At 68.9% G+C, this 19,438-nt stretch carries 23 protein-coding genes; 20 read left to right on the top strand and 3 right to left on the bottom strand.

Features of this window, described 5'->3' with window-relative positions; all coding sequences use genetic code 11:
* The 4 genes from mftD to mftG all read left to right on the top strand — a co-directional run bounded on the left by mftD (position 1) and on the right by mftG (position 4,832).
* Entirely contained in the window at positions 1-1,188 is a 1,188-nt protein-coding gene (gene mftD, locus BN977_RS22345; RefSeq protein ID WP_036401582.1) for a pre-mycofactocin synthase MftD, read from the top strand.
* A gap of 102 nt (positions 1,189-1,290) precedes the next feature.
* On the top strand, positions 1,291-2,034 hold the full coding sequence (gene mftE, locus BN977_RS22350) for a mycofactocin biosynthesis peptidyl-dipeptidase MftE (RefSeq protein WP_036401585.1): 744 nt from the start codon (positions 1,291-1,293) through the stop codon (positions 2,032-2,034).
* Positions 2,031-3,443 carry a mycofactocin biosynthesis glycosyltransferase MftF gene (gene mftF, locus BN977_RS22355; protein WP_024453859.1) on the top strand — a complete coding sequence of 471 codons (1,413 nt, stop codon included), beginning with the start codon at positions 2,031-2,033 and terminating at the stop codon, positions 3,441-3,443. The genes mftE and mftF overlap by 4 nt, the downstream gene beginning before the upstream one ends.
* Before the next feature lie 9 nt (positions 3,444-3,452).
* Entirely contained in the window at positions 3,453-4,832 is a 1,380-nt protein-coding gene (gene mftG, locus BN977_RS22360) for a mycofactocin dehydrogenase MftG (protein WP_036401587.1), read from the top strand.
* Here the strand turns inward: mftG and BN977_RS22365 are convergent.
* Entirely contained in the window at positions 4,822-6,351 is a 1,530-nt protein-coding gene (locus BN977_RS22365; RefSeq protein WP_036404183.1) for an MFS transporter, read from the bottom strand. The two genes, mftG and BN977_RS22365, sit on opposite strands and share 11 nt — an antisense overlap.
* Positions 6,352-6,442: 91 nt before the next feature.
* On the opposite strand from BN977_RS22365, the gene BN977_RS22370 reads away from it, so the two are divergent.
* Positions 6,443-7,087 (top strand): TetR/AcrR family transcriptional regulator, encoded by a 645-nt coding sequence (locus BN977_RS22370; protein WP_024453862.1) that lies wholly within the window; start codon positions 6,443-6,445, stop codon positions 7,085-7,087.
* Here the strand turns inward: BN977_RS22370 and BN977_RS22375 are convergent.
* On the bottom strand, positions 7,053-8,315 hold the full coding sequence (locus tag BN977_RS22375) for a cytochrome P450 (protein WP_036401589.1): 1,263 nt from the start codon (positions 8,313-8,315) through the stop codon (positions 7,053-7,055). The two genes, BN977_RS22370 and BN977_RS22375, sit on opposite strands and share 35 nt — an antisense overlap.
* 119 nt (positions 8,316-8,434) lie before the next feature.
* On the opposite strand from BN977_RS22375, the gene BN977_RS22380 reads away from it, so the two are divergent.
* The gene (locus BN977_RS22380; RefSeq protein ID WP_036401592.1) at positions 8,435-10,060 is read left to right on the top strand and encodes a carboxylesterase/lipase family protein; all 1,626 of its coding nucleotides are present in this window, start codon (positions 8,435-8,437) and stop codon (positions 10,058-10,060) included.
* Positions 10,061-10,064: 4 nt separating this feature from the next.
* On the top strand, positions 10,065-10,403 hold the full coding sequence (locus BN977_RS22385; protein WP_036401594.1) for a nuclear transport factor 2 family protein: 339 nt from the start codon (positions 10,065-10,067) through the stop codon (positions 10,401-10,403).
* On the opposite strand, the gene BN977_RS22390 is transcribed toward BN977_RS22385, so the two are convergent.
* Positions 10,391-10,879 (bottom strand): hotdog fold domain-containing protein, encoded by a 489-nt coding sequence (locus tag BN977_RS22390; RefSeq protein ID WP_036401596.1) that lies wholly within the window; start codon positions 10,877-10,879, stop codon positions 10,391-10,393. The two genes, BN977_RS22385 and BN977_RS22390, sit on opposite strands and share 13 nt — an antisense overlap.
* A gap of 433 nt (positions 10,880-11,312) precedes the next feature.
* Between BN977_RS22390 and rpsJ the strand changes: the two genes are divergently transcribed.
* From rpsJ to BN977_RS22455, 13 genes are all read left to right on the top strand, one after another.
* Positions 11,313-11,618: a 30S ribosomal protein S10 gene (rpsJ, locus tag BN977_RS22395; protein ID WP_003883485.1), complete on the top strand. Its 306-nt coding sequence runs from the start codon at positions 11,313-11,315 to the stop codon at positions 11,616-11,618.
* Between the two features lie 26 nt (positions 11,619-11,644).
* On the top strand, positions 11,645-12,298 hold the full coding sequence (rplC, locus tag BN977_RS22400; RefSeq protein ID WP_024453867.1) for a 50S ribosomal protein L3: 654 nt from the start codon (positions 11,645-11,647) through the stop codon (positions 12,296-12,298).
* Positions 12,298-12,966 carry a 50S ribosomal protein L4 gene (gene rplD / locus BN977_RS22405; RefSeq protein ID WP_036401600.1) on the top strand — a complete coding sequence of 223 codons (669 nt, stop codon included), beginning with the start codon at positions 12,298-12,300 and terminating at the stop codon, positions 12,964-12,966. Before rplC ends, rplD begins: the two co-directional genes overlap by 1 nt.
* Entirely contained in the window at positions 12,966-13,268 is a 303-nt protein-coding gene (rplW, locus tag BN977_RS22410; protein ID WP_024453869.1) for a 50S ribosomal protein L23, read from the top strand. Before rplD ends, rplW begins: the two co-directional genes overlap by 1 nt.
* 23 nt (positions 13,269-13,291) lie before the next feature.
* The gene (gene rplB, locus BN977_RS22415; protein WP_024453870.1) at positions 13,292-14,128 is read left to right on the top strand and encodes a 50S ribosomal protein L2; all 837 of its coding nucleotides are present in this window, start codon (positions 13,292-13,294) and stop codon (positions 14,126-14,128) included.
* Between the two features lie 12 nt (positions 14,129-14,140).
* A complete protein-coding gene (rpsS, locus tag BN977_RS22420; RefSeq protein WP_010908582.1) occupies positions 14,141-14,422 on the top strand; it encodes a 30S ribosomal protein S19 in 282 nt (93 codons plus the stop codon).
* Between the two features lie 3 nt (positions 14,423-14,425).
* The gene (gene rplV, locus BN977_RS22425; RefSeq protein WP_024453871.1) at positions 14,426-14,887 is read left to right on the top strand and encodes a 50S ribosomal protein L22; all 462 of its coding nucleotides are present in this window, start codon (positions 14,426-14,428) and stop codon (positions 14,885-14,887) included.
* Entirely contained in the window at positions 14,887-15,699 is an 813-nt protein-coding gene (gene rpsC, locus BN977_RS22430) for a 30S ribosomal protein S3 (protein WP_024453872.1), read from the top strand. The genes rplV and rpsC overlap by 1 nt, the downstream gene beginning before the upstream one ends.
* A gap of 2 nt (positions 15,700-15,701) precedes the next feature.
* Positions 15,702-16,118, top strand: a complete 417-nt coding sequence (gene rplP / locus BN977_RS22435; protein ID WP_024453873.1) for a 50S ribosomal protein L16 — start codon at positions 15,702-15,704, stop codon at positions 16,116-16,118.
* Entirely contained in the window at positions 16,118-16,351 is a 234-nt protein-coding gene (gene rpmC / locus BN977_RS22440; RefSeq protein ID WP_024453874.1) for a 50S ribosomal protein L29, read from the top strand. Before rplP ends, rpmC begins: the two co-directional genes overlap by 1 nt.
* Before the next feature lie 2 nt (positions 16,352-16,353).
* Positions 16,354-16,662, top strand: coding sequence for a 30S ribosomal protein S17 (gene rpsQ / locus BN977_RS22445; RefSeq protein ID WP_024453875.1), 309 nt, complete (start codon positions 16,354-16,356; stop codon positions 16,660-16,662).
* A gap of 19 nt (positions 16,663-16,681) precedes the next feature.
* Positions 16,682-17,242 (top strand): NUDIX hydrolase, encoded by a 561-nt coding sequence (locus BN977_RS22450; protein WP_051561814.1) that lies wholly within the window; start codon positions 16,682-16,684, stop codon positions 17,240-17,242.
* Positions 17,243-17,491: 249 nt separating this feature from the next.
* Complete coding sequence (locus BN977_RS22455; protein WP_036401613.1) at positions 17,492-19,438, top strand: hypothetical protein; 1,947 nt, start codon at positions 17,492-17,494, stop codon at positions 19,436-19,438.

Below are 19,438 nucleotides of genomic sequence, written 5' to 3' on the forward strand. Positions count from 1 at the left end.
ATGGCCCGCGATACCTGGTTCGAAACCGTCGCCATCGCCCAGCAGCGCGCGAAGAAGCGGCTGCCCCGCTCCGCCTACTCCTCGCTGATCTCGGCCAGCGAGAAGGGTGTTTCGGTCTCCGACAACGTCGAGGCCTTCGCCGAACTCGGCTTCGCTCCGCACGTGATCGGCGCCACCGAGAAGCGCGACATGGCGACAACCGTGTTGGGGCAAGACATCTCATTGCCGGTCATCATCTCGCCGACGGGTGTGCAGGCCGTGCACCCCGACGGTGAGGTGGCGGTCGCGCGGGCGGCGGCCGCGCGTGGCACGGCGATGGGGTTGTCCTCGTTCGCCAGCAAGCCCATCGAGGAAGTCACCGCGGTCAACGACAAGATCTTCTTCCAGATCTATTGGCTGGGCAGCCGCGAGGAGATCGCCGAGCGGGTTCAGCGCGCCAAGGACGCCGGGGCGGTCGGTCTGATCGCCACCACCGACTGGAGCTTCAGCCACGGACGGGATTGGGGCAGCCCCAAGATCCCGGAGCGGATGGATCTCAAGACGATGATCAAGATGTCACCGGAGGTGCTCTCCAAGCCTCGGTGGCTGTGGAGCTTCGGCAAGCACCTGCGTCCGCCTGACCTGCGCGTTCCCAACCAGGGCCGGCGCGGCGAGCCGGGCCCGACCTTCTTCGAGGCCTACGGCCAGTGGATGGGCACCCCGCCGCCCACCTGGGAGGACATCGCCTGGCTGCGTGAGCAGTGGCCCGATGCCCCGTTCCTGCTCAAGGGGATGGTGCGCGTCGACGACGCCAAACGTGCTGTCGACGCCGGGGTTTCGGCCATCACGGTGTCCAACCACGGGGGCAACAATCTGGACGGCACGCCGGCGGCGATCCGTTGCCTGCCTGCGATCGCCGACGCCGTCGGCGATCAGATCGAGGTGCTGCTCGACGGTGGTATCCGGCGCGGCAGCGACGTGGTCAAGGCGGTGGCGCTCGGAGCCAGGGCGGTCATGATCGGCCGGGCGTATCTGTGGGGTCTGGCCGCCGAGGGGCAAACGGGGGTGGAGAACGTTCTCGACATCCTGCACGGCGGGATCGACTCCGCACTGCGCGGGCTCGGCAAGGCTTCCATCCACGATCTGTCAGCCGAGGACATTTTGGTCCCGGAGGGCTTCACCCGCGCGCTCGGGGTTCCTGCCGGCTGATACGGACGTGGCTGACGTGGCGGACGTGACCCGGCGTCGGTCGGCCGTGGCCCGGTATGGAAATCAATTGCTGCGCATGCGCCAACAATCGGCGCACACCAGGTGAATTCGGCCTACCATCGTCCGGTGGCCTTCCCCACCGACCTCGGCACTGTGACGTCGAATCGGTTGCGTGGTTCATCGCCCGCCGGGCCACCGGCGCTGATGGTCCCGCTGGGTTCCACCGAACAGCACGGACCCCATCTGCCGCTGGACACCGACACTCGGATCGCCGTGGCGGTCGCCCGCGCGGCGGCCGGCCGGATCGGGCCGCAGTGGTTGCTGGCCCCGTCGCTGAGCTACGGCGCCAGCGGTGAGCACGAGGGATTCCCGGGGACGGTGTCGATCGGCACCGAGGCGCTGCGGCTGGTGCTCACCGAGTTCGGCCGGTCGGCGTGCGGATGGGCATCCCGGGTGGTGTTCGTCAACGGGCACGGTGGCAACGTCGAGGCGCTGACCGGCGCCGTGCCGCTGCTGCGGTCGGAAGGGCGCGACGTCGCCTGGACGTCGTGTACGGTGCGGGGCGCCGATGCTCATGCTGGACATACCGAAACATCTGTATTGCTACATATTTCACCAGAGAACGTGCGGATCGAGGAACGCGTGCCGGGTAACAGAGCACCGTTGTCGGAGTTGATGCCGGCGATGCGCCGCGGCGGGGTGGCCGCGGTCAGTGAGATCGGGGTCCTGGGGGATCCGACGACGGCCACCGAACGGGACGGCGCGGCGCTGTTCACCGCCATGGTCGACGGATGTGTGCACCGGGTGTCGGCCTGGTCCCCGGACGCGCACGGGATGCTCAGGTGACCGGCCCACGGCTGCCCGACGGATTCGCCGTCCAGGTCGATCGCCGGGTGAAGGTGCTGGGCCAGGGCGCCGCGCTGCTGGGTGGCTCCCCGACCAGGCTGCTGCGGCTGGCGCCCGCGGCGCAGACCATGCTCGACGGCGGCCGCCTCGAGGTGCACGACGCGCTGTCGGCGCAGCTGGCGCGCACCCTGCTGGATGCCACCGTTGCGCATCCGCGTCCGGCCAGCGGGCCGTCGCACCGCGATGTCACAGTGGTTGTGCCAGTGCGGGACAACACCCTTGGTCTGTGCCGGCTGGTGCGCTCACTGCGCGGGATGCGCGTCATCGTGGTCGACGATGGCTCGGCCGTGCCCGTGCGGGAATCCGATTTCGAGGGTATGTACTGCGACGTGTTGGTGCTGCGGCATGAGCGCAGCCGCGGGCCGGCCGCCGCGCGCAACACCGGGCTGGCGGCGTGCACCACCGACTTCGTGGCGTTCCTGGACTCCGACGTGGTGCCCCGGCGCGGGTGGCTGGAATCGCTGCTGGGCCACTTCTGCGACCCGGCGGTGGCCCTCGTCGCGCCGCGCATCGTGAGCCTGCACGAGCCGGACAATCTGGTGGCCCGGTACGAGTCGGTGCGGTCCTCGCTGGACCTGGGCATGCGTGAGGCACCGGTGGTGCCCTACGGGCCGGTGTCCTATGTGCCCAGCGCCGCCATCATCTGCCGGCGCAGCCTGCTGCTCGAGGTGGGTGGCTTCGACGAGACGCTGCGCTCCGGGGAGGACGTGGACCTGTGCTGGCGGTTCGTCGAGGCCGGGCACCGGCTGCGCTACGAGCCCATCGCCCTGGTGGGCCATGATCACCGCACCCAATTGCGGGAGTGGTTCGGGCGCAAGGCCTTCTACGGCCAGTCCGCCGCCCCGCTGTCGGTCCGCCACCCCGGCAAGACGGCGCCGATGGTGGTGCACCGGTGGATGCTGCTGGTCTGGATCCTGCTGGCCTCCGGGTCCACGATGGGTTACTTCGCGGCCGCCGTCATCACCGTGCTGTTCGGTCGCCGCGTCGCGACGGCACTGGGCGCGGTGGAGACCGAGCCCAAAGAGGTCGCCGTGATGGCCGCGCGCGGGCTGTGGGGCTCGGCGCTGCAGACCGCCTCCGCGATCTGCCGGCACTACTGGCCGGTGACGCTCGTGGCGGCCGTCTTCTTCCGGCGGTGCCGGCAGGTGGTGCTGGTCGCCGCGATCGTCGACGGGCTGGCCGACTGGGCCACCCGCAACCACAACGCCGAACAGGATGCGCAGCGCGTCGGCGTGCTGAGCTACCTGCTGCTCAAGCGCCTCGACGACATCGCCTACGGGCTCGGGCTATGGACCGGGGTGGTGCGCGAACGCCACGTCGGCGCGCTCAAACCGCAGCTCCGGTCGTGACACCCGCAGTTGACTGACGTCCTGATCGTCGGCGCCGGCAGCGCCGGTTCGATTCTGGCCGAACGTCTTTCAGCCGATGATCGCTGCCAGGTCACGGTGCTGGAGGCCGGTCCCGGCGCCGACGATCCCGCGGTGTCGGCGCACCTGCACGACGCCGGCCGGCTTCCCATCGGCCCCGGCAGCCCCGTCGTGCGGCGCTACACCACCACGCTGACCGACCGCCCGAACCGGTCCGCCGACGTGCTGCGCGGTGCCGTGGTGGGCGGCTCCGGCGCCGTCAACGGCGGCTACTTCTGCCGGGGCCGCCCCGCCGATTTCGACGGCTGGGGCCTGCCGGGCTGGCGCTGGGACGACGTGCTGCCACACTTCCGGGCGATCGAGACCGACCTCGATCACGACGGTCCGCTGCACGGGACCCGCGGGCCGATCCGGGTCCGCCGGACGGCGCACTTCAGCCCGGGTACGTCGGCGTTCGTCGAGCGGGTGCTCGGCATGGGCTATCCGTGGATCGACGATCTCAACGGTGCGCCTGGCCCGGACGGGGTGGGGGCGGTTCCGCTCAACATCGATCACGGCATCCGGATCGGGCCCGGGGCGGCGTTCCTGGAACCGGCCTTGGGGCGGCCCAATCTCGTTGTGCGGACCGATGTTCCGGTGCTACGAGTGCTGATCGACGGCACCAGGGCCGTCGGTGTCGAAGTGCTCGGCCCGGCGGGTGCGCGCACTCTCACCGCGGATCGAATCGTGTTGTGCGCCGGGGCGATCGGCTCCGCCCAGCTGTTGCTGGTATCGGGGGTCGGGCCGGCCCCGATGCTGGAGTACGCCGGTATCGACGTGCACGCCGACCTCCCGGTCGGGGCGGCCTTCTGTGATCACCCGGAGTGGGTGCTCCCGGTGGACTGGCCGGCCACCGCCGGCCGGCCACCGGTGGAGGCCGCGCTGTCCGTCGACGATGTCGAAATACGGCTTTACACCTCCGGTTTCAGCGAGATGGCGGGAGCCGGCCGGGCGGACGACCCGCATATCGGCATCGCCTTGATGCGGCCGCGCTCCCGCGGCCGGCTGACGGTGCGCTCGCCGGATATCACCGATGCCCCGGTCCTCGAACATCGTTACGACCGCGAGGACGCCGACGTTGCGGCCCTGCACGCGGGTGCCGAGCTCGCCACTGCGCTATCCGGAATGACCGGGCGTCACCCACATTGGTCCACCACGCAGCATCTCAGTGGCACCGCGCCGATGGGACCGGTGCTCGACGAGCGCTGCCGGGTGCACGGCGTGCAGGGACTGTGGGTGGTGGACGGCTCCATCATGCCGAGCCTGCCCAGCCGTGGCCCGCACGCCACCATCGCGATGATCGGACACCGGGCGGCCGAGTTCATCTCCTGAACAGCAACCGGCCGTCACGGCCCGGCGCGCACATTGCGACGAGCACGGCGACGACGGCTGTCACGACGGCCAGGACCGTCAACGAACTTTGCATCGCATAGAGGAACGACATCTTCGCGGCATACGCCAGGTTGCCGCCGGCCGGCCCCAATCGTGTTGCGACGGTGAGTGCTTCGCCGAGGGATCCGGCTGCCGCGGTGCGCACCGGTTCGGGGTAGCGGTCCAGCGCGGGCGCGATCTCGGCGGTGTAGCGGCCGGCCAGCATCGAGCCGGCCAGGGCAATGCCCAGCGCCGCCCCCATCTCCCGAGTGGTGTCGTTGACCGCCGAGGCCACCCCCTGTTTGTCGTCGGGGGCCGAGGTCATGATCGCCGATGTCGTCGGCGCGGTGAACAATCCGACACCGGCACTGATGACCATCAGCGGCCAGGCGAGCTCCGGATAGGAGGCGTCGATGCCCAGCCCGCGCATGCACAGCAGTCCGATCGCCATCAGCATCAGCCCGGTGAAGACCACGAAGCGCAGACCGACCCGCGGGACGTACCAGGCCGACAGCGGGGACAGGATCAGCACCGGCACCGCCAAGGGGGACAGGGCGAGCGCCGTGCCCAGCGGCGAATAGCCGAGCACCAGCTGGACGAACTGCATCTGCAGGAAGAAGAATCCGAACATCGTCATGAACAGCGCCGTGATAGCCGCTGCGCCGGTGGCGAATTCGGGTACCAGGAACAGGCGCACATCCAACAGCGGTGCCCGCCTGCGCAACTCGACGATCCCGAAGACCGACATCAATGCCACGCCCGCGCCGATACCGCCCAGCACGACGGGGTGCCCCCAGCCGCGCGCCGGGGCCTCCATGATGCCGAACACCAGCACCGCCACGGCGGCGCCGATCAGCACCGCGCCGGCGATGTCCAGCGGGGCGGCGTCCGGATCCCTGGACTCCGTGATGGTGAGCGTTAGGGCAAAGGTCAGCGCCGCGCCGGCGGCGAACGCCCAGAACACCGCGTGCCAGGACCAGATCTGCAGCAGCAGGCCGGAACCCAGCATGCCGACGATGGCGCCGCACCCGGCGACGCCGGCCCAGATGGCGATCGCCTTGGTGCGCTGCTCTTTCGGGTAAGCCGTGGTGAGCAGGGACAGGGTGGCGGGCATGATGAACGCGGCACCGGCGCCGGCCACCCCGCGGGCCGCGATCACCAGGGCGGGGTCGGGGGTGAGCGCCGGGACCACCGAGACCGCCGCGAACACGGCCAGTCCGGCCAGCAGTGCACTGCGCCGGCCGAATCGATCGCCGATCGCACCGGCGGGTAGCAGCAGGCAGGCCAACGTCAGGGTGTAGCTGTCCACGATCCAGGTCAGTTGGGTCTGGCTGGCCGACATCGCGACGGCAATGTCGCCGAGCATGGTGTTGAGCGCCACCATCGACGAGATGACCAGCAGCACGCCCAGGCAGGCGATGCACAGCGTCCAGGCCCGGGCACGCGCCGAGAGGACCGGTTGCACGGGGGTGTCGACCACACTCGACTCCTCCCCGGATGCGACCATAATGAGACCAATGGTCTTGCTGCGAGACTAACAGTCTCGTTTCTCTGCCGGGAGGTGTTTCAGCATGGCGGCCGAATCGGATCCCCGGCCGGCCCGGTCCCGGGCGCGGTTGCTCGACGCCGCGACGGCCCTGCTGCGATCGGGTGGCCCGAGCGCGGTGACCGTCGACGCCGTCCTGCGCGGCGCCAACGTCGCCAGGGCCACGCTGTACCGGCACTTCCCCAGCGGAAACGACTTGCTGGCGGCGGCATTTCACGCGTTGATCCCGCCCGCACCGGAACCACCGGCCGACGGGCCGTTGCGGGACCGGTTGACGGCCCTGGTGCAGGCGCAGGCCACGCTGATCGCGGAGGCACCCGTCACGGTGGCCGCCATGTCCTGGCTGGCGCTGGGTGGCGATATGACCACGCTGCCCTGGCTGGGCACCGCGGGGCACTCGAGCAGCCCCGAGGTGCAGACGCTGCGCCAGCGGGTCGCCGAACAGTACGCCGCCCCATTGGAAGCCGTGCTGAGCAGTCCCGACGCGGTGGCGGTGCTCGGTGACGTGGACCGCACCAGGGCCGCGGCGCTACTGCTCGGCCCCGTCGTGCTCGGCAAGCTGAGCACGCTGCCCGATTTCGACTACGCGGAGATCGCGCGGGCGGCGGTCGACGGTTTCCTGGCCACCCACACGATCAGCGCAGCGCGTACCGGATCGGCAGGTGCTTGAGGCCCCCGACGAACACGGTGCGGGAAAGCTCGGGGGTTCCGGCCAATTCGATGGAGTCCAGGCGGGGAATGAGCTCACCGAACAGGCTGGTCATCTCCATCCGGGCCAGCGCGGCGCCCAGACAGAAATGCACGCCGTAACCGAAGGCCAGATGCTTGTTGGGGTCCCGGCCGACGTCGAACCGGAACGGATCGGTGAACACGTCCTCGTCGCGGTTGCCCGACACATAGGCCAGGTAGACCGATTCCCCCTTGGCGATCGGGACGCCGCGCACCGCGGTGTCGGCGGTGGCGGTGCGCATGAACTCCTTGACCGGTGTGGTCCAGCGGATCATCTCCTCGACCGCGGTGCCCAGCAGATCCGGTTGCGCGCGCAGCCGGTCCAACTCGCCGGGATTCTCGATGAGGGCGTGCAGGCCGCCGGAGATGGCGTCCTTGGTGGTGTCATGCCCGGCGCTGGCCACGATCACGTAGTAGGAGGCGGTATCGACGTCGGAGAGCGGCCGGCCGTCGATGGTGCCGTTGGCGATCGCCGATGCCAGGTCCTCGGTCGGCTGGGCCCGGCGCGACGCGGTCAGCGCGGAGAAGTAGGCGAAGAAGTCCAGCAGCACCTCCAGGCCGTCCTCCAGGGACTTGCCGCGCTGGTACTCCTCGTCGTCGCCGCCGAACATCTCCTGGGTGAGCATGTGCATCCGGCCGAAATCGGATTCGGGCAGGCCCAGCAGCGACATGATCACGTACAGCGGGAAATTCACCGCGATCTCGGTGACGAAATCGCATTCGGGGCCGATCTCGCGCATCCGGTCCACATAGCGCTTGGCCAGTTCGTCGACGCGCACCTTGAGATCGCGCATGGCCTTGGGCCGAAACCAGTCGGCCCCGATGGCACGCACCTTGCGGTGGTGCGGATCGTCCATGTGGATCAGCGTGCGCAGCCCCATGCCGGCCTCCAACTGCGCCTTGGCCATGTCGTCGGCGTCGGCGGTGGCCAGCAGCGGGCGCGGCTCGCTGATGAACAGGTCGTTGTCGCGTTCGATGGCCATGATGTCGGCGTGTTTGGTGATCGCCCAGAACGGGCGGTACGGCCGGGCATCGACCCAGGAAACCGGCTGCTCGGCGCGCAGCCTGCGCAGGGCGGCATGCAGCCGCGGTTCGTCGGCGTAGGCACCGGGATCGGCCAGCACGCGGTTGTCCGGGCTGACCGGTCGATCGGTGGTCGGGGTGCTCATCGGCGGCTCCTTGCGGTCGACTTGACGGGTGTCAGGTTTCCGGTTCGCTCCCAGTGTCGACGATGCGCGCCGTCGCGCGGGCGGCTTTGCGCCGATCGGCTGCCGTAGGCTCGCAGATCATGCTGTCCGGTCCGGTCCGGCGCCGTTGGTCAGGCCCCGTCGCTCGCTTGTCGGCCGTCCTCGCCGTCGCTGTGGTGCTGCTGGGCGGCTGTGCGCGCGGCGCCGGCCAGGTCGCCGACACCAGCCGGGTGCCCACCCCGGATCCGCGCCTGGATCACGGCGTCGTGCACCTCGCCGACGGGCAACTGCAGGGCGCGGTTGCCGCGGGTTACGTTCTGTTCCAAGGGATTCCGTATGCCGCTCCACCGGTGGGGGAGCTGCGCTGGCAGCCGCCGGCGCCGGTCCGCCCGTGGGCCGGGGTCCGCGACGCCACGCTGCCGCAGCCCCGGTGCGTGCAGGACACCTCGCGCGACCCCGGCTGGGGCCGTAAGACCGCCGAGGACTGCCTGACGCTGAACGTGTGGGTGCCCTCGGGCGCGGTGGGGCTACCGGTGATGTTCTGGATCCACGGCGGCGCCTTCCTCAACGGCAGCGGTGACCTGTACGGCTCGCGCTGGCTGGCCACCACGGGCCGGGTCGTCGTGGTCACCGTCAACTACCGGCTCGGTGCGCCCGGGTTCCTGGCCCACCCCGGCGTGGGGGACGGCAACTACGGCCTGGCCGACCAGCAGGCCGCGCTGCGGTGGGTGCACGACAACATCGGCGCGTTCGGCGGCGACCCGGCCAAGGTCACCATCGCCGGCGAATCGGCCGGCGCGATGTCGGTGTGTGACCACCTGGTCGCGCCGGGGTCGGCCGGATTGTTCCGGGCCGCGATCATCCAGAGCGGGCCGTGCCAAGCCCAGGCCGACCTGGCCACCGCGCGCCGGGAGAGCCTGCGCTACGCCGCGCGGGTGGGCTGCGCCGACCCGGCCGACGCCGCGCGCTGCCTGCGCGCGCTGCCGGCGGCCAAGCTGGACCAGCCGCCGTGGTTCTACCGGATCGGCAATGACTGGCTGACCGGACCGACGACGGGAACGGCGGTGCTGCCGGGCGATCCGGTCGCGCTGATCCGGGACGGCAAGGCCGCCAGGGTGCCGGTGCTGATCGGCACCAATCACGACGAGTTCACGCTGTTCGTCGCGTTGCAATATCTGCGCACCCGGCACGTGTCGACGCCCGCCGACTACCCGGGGCTGCTCGCCGACACCTTCGGCGCTGACGGGCCCGCCGTCGGCGCGCGCTATCCGCTGGCCCGGTTCGGCGGCAGCGCGTCGCTGGCGTACGCCGCCGCGGTCACCGACGGCGTGTTCTCCTGCGTCGCGCACCGGATGGCCACCGACCTGGCAAGGGCGGCGCCGGTCTTCGGGTACGAGTTCGACGACCCCGCTCCACCCACGCCAGATCCGTTGCGGCAGTTGCCTTTCCCGGTGCGGGCCAGTCACTCCTTGGAACTGCGCTACCTGTTCGAGATCGGCGGCGCCCCGCCGCTGGATGCGGCACAGCAGCGGCTGTCCGACCAGATGCTGTCGTACTGGACGGAGTTCATCACCACCGGTGTCCCGGCCGCGCCCGGCGGGCCGGTCTGGCCGCAGGTCGACGATGGATCCGACCCGTGGTTGCAACTGCGGCCCGACGGCAGCCGGGTGGTCACCGACTTCGCCGCTGCGCATCAGTGCGCGTTCTGGGCCGGGCTGAAAGGCTGACGACATGAACGACTTCGCGCAGGCCTGGGTGGATGCCTGGAACCGCCACGATGTCGAGGCGGTGCTCGCGCATTTCCACGACGACGTGGTGTTCACCTCGCCGGTGGCCGAGCGGGTGGTGCCCGACAGTGGGGGCGTGGTGCGCGGCAAGGCCGCCCTGCGCGACTATTGGACCCGTGCGCTGGCGCAGTTGCCGGACCTGCGTTTCGAGATCGTCGCCGTGTATCGCGGCGTCTCCAGCATCGTCATCAACTACCGCAACCACCGCGGCGGGCTGGTCAACGAGGTGCTGATCTTCGACGGCGACCTGGTGCGCGAGGGGCACGGCACCTACCTGGACTGACCGTCCTGCGGCGTCACCCAGGTGGTGATCTCCGCGCGCACCACCTCGGTGCCCTCGCGATCGGTGATGCGTACGGGCACCACGATCTCGGTGCCCTCGGTGATCGCGGCGAAATCCGGCACGTCGAAGTGGGCGACCGCGCGCAGTGAGGTCGTCGCCTTGGCCAGGTACTGGACGGTCATCGCCTTGGGGATCCAGCGGTGGGTGGTGGGCACGGTGGCCTCCATGGCCATGCCCATGGCCACTTCGGCCGCGTTGCACGACGCGATCGCGTGCACGGTGTGCAGGTGGTTGTACACGAAGAACCACTTGGGAACGGCCACCTCGGCGCGGCCCGGTTCCATCCGGAGCACATGCGGCAGCACCGACGCGAAATACGGCACCCGCAGCATCGCCGCGGCCGAGAAGATCCGGGTGCCCCCGGGTCGTCCGGACAGCTGTTGCCAGGCGCGATAGGTGGGGCTGAAAGCCGGCATGGCACCACCTTACTGTGCAGTAAGATAGGGATATGGCCCGAGGCTGAGGCCAGGGACGATTTTCGGTTCACGAGGGGTCCTGGCTTCAGCCTCGCCGGCAGCGGCGATCGCGGCAGCGCCCGGTCGGGCCGGGATTTGGAGGACGCCCCGATCTGGGGCATACTGTTCGGGTTGCCTTGAGCCGGGTTCTGCCCGCCAGGGCATCCGACCCGCGCTCGTATGGGCGCACCCGGTCCCCACCTCGATCGTGACCTCATTTCAGGCGCGGGCGAGTGTGCGCGAGGGCGACACACCCGAGCGCGGGGGTCGGTGAACCAGAGACAGGTAAACAGCGGCGGCATAGCCAGCGTCACGCACACGTGCGTGGCGCACGAACACAGAGGTTTTTTCGCGCCCAGGCGCGAAAAGCCCGTAGTAGTGAGGTAGGAGAAGCGTGGCGGGACAGAAGATCCGCATCAGGCTCAAGGCCTACGACCATGAGGCGATTGACGCCTCGGCGCGCAAGATCGTCGAGACGGTCACCCGTACGGGCGCCAGCGTGGTCGGCCCGGTGCCGCTGCCGACCGAGAAGAACGTGTATTGCGTCATCCGGTCCCCCCATAAGTACAAGGACTCGCGGGAGCATTTCGAGATGCGCACCCACAAGCGCCTTATCGACATCCTCGACCCGACGCCGAAGACCGTCGACGCCTTGATGCGCATCGACCTGCCGGCCAGCGTCGACGTGAACATCCAATAGGCATCCCAGTAGGAGAATCCAGAGAAATGGCTAGAAAAGGCATTCTGGGCACCAAGCTGGGCATGACGCAGGTGTTCGACGAGAACAACAAAGTCGTCCCGGTGACGGTCGTCAAGGCCGGCCCCAACGTGGTGACCCGTATCCGCACCACCGAGCGCGACGGTTACAGCGCCGTGCAGCTCGCCTACGGCGAGATCAGCCCGCGCAAGGTCAACAAGCCGGTCACCGGTCAGTTCGCCGCCGCGGGCGTCAACCCGCGCCGGCACCTGGCCGAGTTGCGGCTCGATGACGAGGCTGCTGCCGCCGAGTACGAGGTCGGCCAGGAGCTGACCGCCGAGATCTTCGCCGACGGCGCGTACGTCGACGTGACCGGCACCAGCAAGGGCAAGGGCTTCGCCGGCACCATGAAGCGCCACGGCTTCGCCGGCCAGGGCGCCGCGCACGGTGCCCAGGCCGTGCACCGCCGTCCCGGTTCGATCGGTGGCTGCGCCACCCCGGGCCGCGTCTTCAAGGGCACCCGGATGTCGGGCCGGATGGGTAACGACCGCGTGACCACCCAGAACCTGAAGGTGCACAAGGTCGACGCCGAGAACGGCGTGCTGTTGATCAAGGGTGCCGTCCCCGGACGCACCGGTGGACTGGTCGTGGTCCGCACCGCGATCAAACGAGGTGAGAAGTAATGACTTCTTTGAAGATTGACGTCCATACCCCGGACGGCAAGAAGGACGGCTCCGTCGAGTTGCCCGCCGCGCTGTTCGACGTGGAGGCCAACATCGCGCTGCTGCACCAGGTGGTCAACGCCCAGCTGGCGGCCGCCCGTCAGGGCACGCACTCGGCCAAGACCCGCGGTGAGGTGTCCGGTGGTGGCAAGAAGCCGTACCGCCAGAAGGGCACCGGCCGCGCCCGTCAGGGCTCGACCCGCGCACCGCAGTTCACCGGTGGTGGCGCCGTGCACGCGCCCAAGCCGCGTGACTACAGCCAGCGCACGCCCAAGAAGATGATCGCCGCCGCCCTCCGCGGGGCGCTCTCGGACCGGGCCCGCAACGACCGGATCCACGCCGTCACCGAACTGGTGGCCGGCCAGACGCCGTCGACCAAGAGCGCCAAGGGTTTCCTCGGCTCGCTCACCGATCGCAAGCGTGTCCTGGTGGTCATCGGCCGTGCCGACGAGGTCGGCGCCAAGAGCGTGCGCAACCTTCCCGGTGTGCACGTGCTCTCGCCGGACCAGCTCAACACGTACGACGTGCTTCGTGCCGACGACGTCGTGTTCTCGGTGGAGGCGCTGAACGCCTACATCGCCGCGCACACCAAGGACGCGAAGGACCAGAAAGAGGAGGTGTCGGCCTGATGGCAACCGTGACTGACCCCCGCGACATCATCCTGGCCCCGGTCATCTCGGAGAAGTCCTACGGACTGATCGAGGACAACGTGTACACGTTCGTGGTGCACCCGGATTCGAACAAGACGCAGATCAAGATCGCCATCGAGAAGATCTTCTCCGTCAAGGTCGATTCGGTGAACACCGCCAACCGGCAGGGCAAGCGCAAGCGCACCCGCACCGGCTACGGCCAGCGCAAGAGCACCAAGCGCGCGATCGTGACCCTGGCGCCGGGCAGCAAGCCGATCGACCTGTTCGGAGCCCCGGCGTAGTCCGGGAGAGAGATTTTAAAGACATGGGAATTCGCAAGTACAAGCCGACGACCCCGGGTCGTCGCGGTTCGAGCGTCTCCGACTTCGCCGAGATCACTCGTTCCACTCCGGAGAAGTCGCTCATCCGTCCGCTGCACGGGACCGGTGGACGTAACGCCCACGGCCGCATCACCACGCGGCACAAGGGCGGCGGCCACAAGCGCGCCTACCGCGTCATCGACTTCCGTCGCAACGACAAGGACGGCGTCAACGCCAAGGTCGCGCACATCGAGTACGACCCCAACCGCACCGCGAACATCGCGCTGCTGCACTTCCTGGACGGCGAGAAGCGCTACATCATCGCGCCGCAGGGGTTGAAGCAGGGCGACGTCATCGAGTCGGGCCCCAACGCCGACATCAAGCCGGGTAACAACCTGCCGCTGCGCAACATCCCGGCCGGTACCGTCATCCACGCCGTGGAGCTGCGGCCCGGCGGCGGCGCCAAGCTGGCCCGCTCGGCCGGTGTCAGCATCCAGCTGCTCGGTAAGGAAGGCACCTACGCCTCGCTGCGTATGCCGTCCGGTGAGATCCGTCGCGTCGACGTGCGCTGCCGCGCCACCGTCGGCGAGGTGGGCAACGCCGAGCAGGCGAACATCAACTGGGGCAAGGCCGGCCGGATGCGGTGGAAGGGCAAGCGCCCGACCGTCCGTGGTGTCGTGATGAACCCGGTCGACCACCCGCACGGTGGTGGTGAGGGTAAGACCTCCGGTGGTCGTCACCCGGTGAGCCCGTGGGGCAAGCCCGAGGGCCGCACTCGCAAGCCGAACAAGGCCAGCGACAAGCTCATCGTCCGTCGCCGGCGCACCGGCAAGAAGCGCTAGGAGTAAATAGCGATGCCACGCAGCCTGAAGAAGGGCCCGTTCGTCGACGACCATCTGCTCAAGAAGGTCGACGTCCAGAACGAGAAGAACACCAAGCAGGTCATCAAGACCTGGTCGCGCCGGTCCACCATCATCCCGGACTTCATCGGCCACACCTTCGCCGTCCACGACGGCCGCAAGCACGTGCCGGTGTTCGTCACCGAGGCGATGGTCGGGCACAAGCTCGGCGAATTTGCCCCGACCCGCACGTTCAAGGGTCACATCAAGGACGACCGGAAAGCGAAGCGGCGGTAGGCCATGACTACGACGACTGAATACCCGTCCGCGAAAGCGGTGGCGCGTTTCGTGCCGTTCTCGCCGACCAAGGCGCGCCGGGTCATCGACCTGGTCCGCGGCAAGTCCGTGGCCGAGGCGCTCGACATCCTGCGCTGGGCTCCCCAGGACGCCAGCGTGACCGTCGCCAAGGTGATCGCCAGTGCGGCCGCCAACGCGCAGAACAACGACGGCCTGGACCCGGCGACCCTGGTGGTCGCCACCATCCACGCCGACGGTGGCCCGACCGCCAAGCGCATCCGTCCGCGCGCCCAGGGGCGTGCCTTCCGGATCCGCAAGCGCACCAGCCACATCACCGTGATCGTCGAAAGCAGGCCGAGCCGTTCCAAGCAAGGCGCCTCGAACTCGACCGCGCGTACCCGTCGCGCGCAGGGCAGCAAGGCTGCTGCTGCGAAGGCCACCGATTCGAAGGAGGGCTCGGAGTAGTGGGCCAGAAGATCAATCCCCACGGCTTCCGCCTCGGCATCACCACCGAGTGGAAGTCCCGCTGGTACGCCGACAAGCAGTACGCGGATTACGTGAAGGAAGACGTCGCGATCCGCCGCCTGCTGGCCACCGGCCTGGAGCGCGCCGGCATCGCCGACGTGGAGATCGAGCGCACCCGTGACCGGGTTCGCGTGGACATCCACACCGCGCGTCCGGGCATCGTGATCGGCCGCCGCGGCACCGAGGCCGACCGCATCCGCGCCGACCTGGAGAAGCTGACCGGCAAGCAGGTCCAGCTGAACATCCTCGAGGTGAAGAACCCCGAGAGCCAGGCGCAGCTGGTGGCCCAGGGCGTCGCCGAGCAGCTGAGCAACCGCGTGGCCTTCCGCCGGGCGATGCGCAAGGCGATCCAGTCGGCCATGCGTCAGCCCAACGTCAAGGGCATCCGGGTGCAGTGCTCCGGCCGCCTCGGCGGTGCGGAGATGAGCCGCTCGGAGTTCTACCGCGAAGGTCGCGTCCCGCTGCACACGCTGCGCGCGGACATCGACTACGGCCTCTACGAGGCGAAGACCACCTTCGGCCGGATCGGCGTGAAGGTGTGGATCTACAAGGGCGACATCGTCGGTGGCAAGCGTGAGCTGACCGCCGTCGCGCCGGCCGCCGACCGCCCGCGCCGGGATCGTCCGTCGGGCACCCGCCCGCGCCGCAGCGGTGCGTCGGGTACCACGGCGACCAGCACCGACGCCGGCCGCGCCGCCAACGAGGGTGCAGCGGAAGCCCCCGAGGCAACCGCTGAGAGCACGGAGAACTAATCATGTTGATTCCCCGCAAGGTCAAGCACCGCAAGCAGCACCACCCGGAGCAGCGTGGCATTGCCAGCGGCGGCACCTCGGTCAGCTTCGGTGACTACGGCATCCAGGCACTGGAGCACGCCTACATCACCAACCGGCAGATCGAGTCGGCTCGTATCGCCATCAACCGCCACATCAAGCGTGGTGGCAAGGTCTGGATCAACATCTTCCCGGACCGCCCACTGACCAAGAAGCCCGCCGAAACCCGCATGGGTTCGGGTAAGGGTTCGCCGGAATGGTGGGTCGCCAACGTGAAGCCCGGACGCGTGCTGTTCGAGCTGAGCTACCCGGACGAGAAGATCGCCAGGGACGCGCTGACCCGCGCCATCCACAAGCTGCCGATCAAGGCACGCATCGTGACACGAGAGGAGCAGTTCTGATGGCAGTTGGAGTTTCGCCGGGCGAACTGCGTGAGCTGACCGACGAGGAGCTCGTCACTCGTCTGCGCGAGTCGAAGGAAGAGCTGTTCAACCTGCGCTTCCAGATGGCGACCGGGCAGCTGGCCAACAACCGGCGGCTGCGTGTTGTCCGCCAGGAGATCGCACGGGTCTACACCGTGCTGCGTGAACGTGAACTGGGTCTGGCCGCCGGACCCGTCGGTGAGGATTCGTAAAAATGGCAGACGCAACCAAGAAAGAGGCCGGCGCCAAGCACACGCCGGCCACCGAGAAGCCGCGCGGCCGTCGTAAGACCGCCATCGGCTACGTGGTCAGCGACAAGATGGAAAAGACCATCGTGGTCGAGCTGGAGTCCCGCAAGAGCCACGCGCTCTACGGCAAGATCATCCGGACCACCAGCAAGGTCAAGGCGCACGACGAGAACGGTGTTGCCGGTGTCGGCGACCGCGTCTCGCTGATGGAGACCCGGCCGCTGTCGGCCACCAAGCGGTGGCGGCTGGTCGAGGTGCTCGAGCGCGCCAAGTAATCGCGCTGCGCCAGCAGGCATGGATGTCCCCCGGAACCCGAGCGGTTCTGGGGGACATTTGCATTCGGCGGACGACGAGCTGGTCGCGGTGTACGACGCCGCCGGCACCGTGCTCGGCCAGGCCCCGCGAGCACGGGTGTACGCCGAGGGCCTCTGGCATGCCAGCGCCGGCGTGCTGGTCCGGTCGCTCGACGGGCGCCGGCTGTACGTGCACCGGCGGACCGACACCAAGGCCGTGTTCGCCGGGATGCACGACTGCCTGGCCGGGGGAGTCGTGGGGCCGGGTGAGCGACCGCGGCAGGCCGCCGCCCGCGAGCTCGGCGAGGAACTCGGCATCACCGGAGTGCCGCTGACCGAACTGGCGGCCTGCTCCTGGGACGGACAATGGGCAGGCAGACCGATGCGGTGTCACCTGTTCGCCTACCAGGTGCGCTATGACGGGCCCATTCGCCATCAACCCGAGGAGATCGCCGAGGGCTGGTGGTGGACCGATGCGCAGCTGCGTGCCCGGTTGGCCGACCCGGATTGGCCCTTCGTGCCCGATACCCGGAACCTGTTGCCGCAGTTGTTGATCGGTTGAGTTGAACGTTGCTGCGTCCGCGTGACGATGCCAATGGCGGGTCGGCCATGATCGTGTCGATGTGGAAACACGTTGTGGTGAGCCGTATTCCGGCTTCGCGCCGACGTCTCGTGGGCGTGGGTGCGGCCACTCCGATATTCGCCGATCGGTGACCGGTGGCGGATTTGCGGGATGCTCGCCGCCCGGCGGCCGGTGCGAATTCGACGACTTGCCGGTCAAACATCGCCGCACCGCATATCGTCTTGTCCGATGGTGCGGCGAATGTGCGTGATCCTCGGAATGCTGGCCGTTGTCGCGGCCACGCTGATGATGCCTGCTCCTGCGGTCGTTCGAGCCCTTCCGGACCAGCCCTGGCTGGCGGATTCGCCGACACTGGCGCTCACCGACCTGGGCCTGGACCCAGATCTGTTGTTCTACGGGCAGATCGGCACCTCCACCCTGACCATCCCGGTGCCCGCCGGCATGACACCCACGTCGCTCAACATCACCGCCGAACTGCCGGTGTATGTCCGCAGCGCCGACGTCACCGTCAGCCAGGACAACCGGGTGCTGGCCCGGGTGGAGGTGCCCGCGCAGCGCGGGCCGGTCGTCATACCGCTGGGCGGTGTGCAGGTGGTCGACAATGCGATCACCTTGCTGCTGCGCAGCTATCTGCTACCACTCGACGGATACTGCCTCGATCCGACGAATCCGTTGCGGCTCACCGACGTCACCGTGTCCTACGCCGGCGTGGAACGGCCGCCGGCGGTGGTCGCCGACTTCTTGCCTCCGGTATTGCGTAAGCTGGTCATCTACATCGGTGCGCAACCCTCGCATACCGAGGCCGATGCCGCCGTCCAACTCGCCACCGCGATCGTCGCTCGGTACGGCAAGCAGTACCCGGCCGTCGAGGTGGCGCCGCTGCCCGCGGCGGCCGGGCAAACGCCCGGCACGGGTGGTGCGCTGGAGCGGCACATCGTCGTCTCCGAGGGCCCCGACGCGGGTGTGTCACTCTATGGATCGGGTGGCCTGCCCGCCCTGCTCATCACCGGACCCGCCGCCGATCTGATCAACCAGGTTCGGCTCATCGACAGCGGGCTGGCCCGATACGCACTCACCTCCAAAGCCGTGGTGGGACCGATCAGCTCGACCCCGCAGCTGCCCGGCAACCAGACCACCATCCGTAAACTCGGCCAGCCCGGCGTCAACGCGGTGGCGTTGAATCCGCAAGTCGGTATCGCGCTGGACCAGACGCGGTTGGGCCGCTCGGCGCACAACATCCGGGTGCATCTGCAGGGCTCGTACACGCCGTTGCCCGACAGCATCGGCGGGCAGGTCGTCGCGGCCATCGCCGGCGAGACGATCGCTCGGTGGCCGGCCGATGCCAGCGGTGTGATCGACCGTTGGGTGGACGTCCCCGACCGGCTGGTGCAGCGCTACACCACGCTGAACGTGCAGGTGAACATCTCCGGCAACACCGGGCGATGCGGAGAGTTCCAGCCCGTCACGCTGACCATCGACGGTGAGAGCGCCGTCCTGAGCGAGCCCGCGAAACCGCCTGTGCCGCCGGGCTTTCAGTCGATGCCGCAGGCGCTGATGCCCAAGGTTGCGATCGGTGTCAACGACGATGTCTTCGCCGACACCGTGCGAGCGGTGCAGATCATGACCGGATTGCAGCGACTGAGCAGCCTGCCGATCGACACCTCGGTCGTCCCGTTGGACAAGGCCATCGCCTCGCCCAACCCCGCCGTGCTCATCTCCCCGGACCGGTGGGATCATCCCGAGATCCCGTTGCCGGTGACGGCGCCGGACGCGGTGCCGATGACGCTGGGCGCCTTCGACGACGATGGCAAGGCCACCACGCTGACGTTGGAGCCCGGCTTGAAGTTCGCGTCGCTGCAGACGGCGTTCGTCGGAGGACGATCGGTGCTGGTGGCCACGTCCAACGGGGCATCGGGGCAGCTCGACGAACTGCTGCGTTGGCTGGACTCCGACGAGCGCCGCTGGTCGATCATCGACGGCGTGGCCGTGGTCTCGGTGGCCGACCGAGCGCCGATCACCGTGACCGCGCCGGACGTCACGGCGCACGCGGAGCAGCCCACCGCGCCGTCCTCGGTCACGAAGTGGTGGTGGTTCGGCGGCGTGCTGTTGGCGGCGGTCGCGGCGTTGACGTTCTGGGTGCGGATCCGGGAACGGCGCCGCGGCAAGGACGGCTGA

This window comes from Mycolicibacterium cosmeticum (assembly GCF_000613185.1).
Taxonomy (GTDB): Bacteria; Actinomycetota; Actinomycetes; order Mycobacteriales; family Mycobacteriaceae; genus Mycobacterium; species Mycobacterium cosmeticum.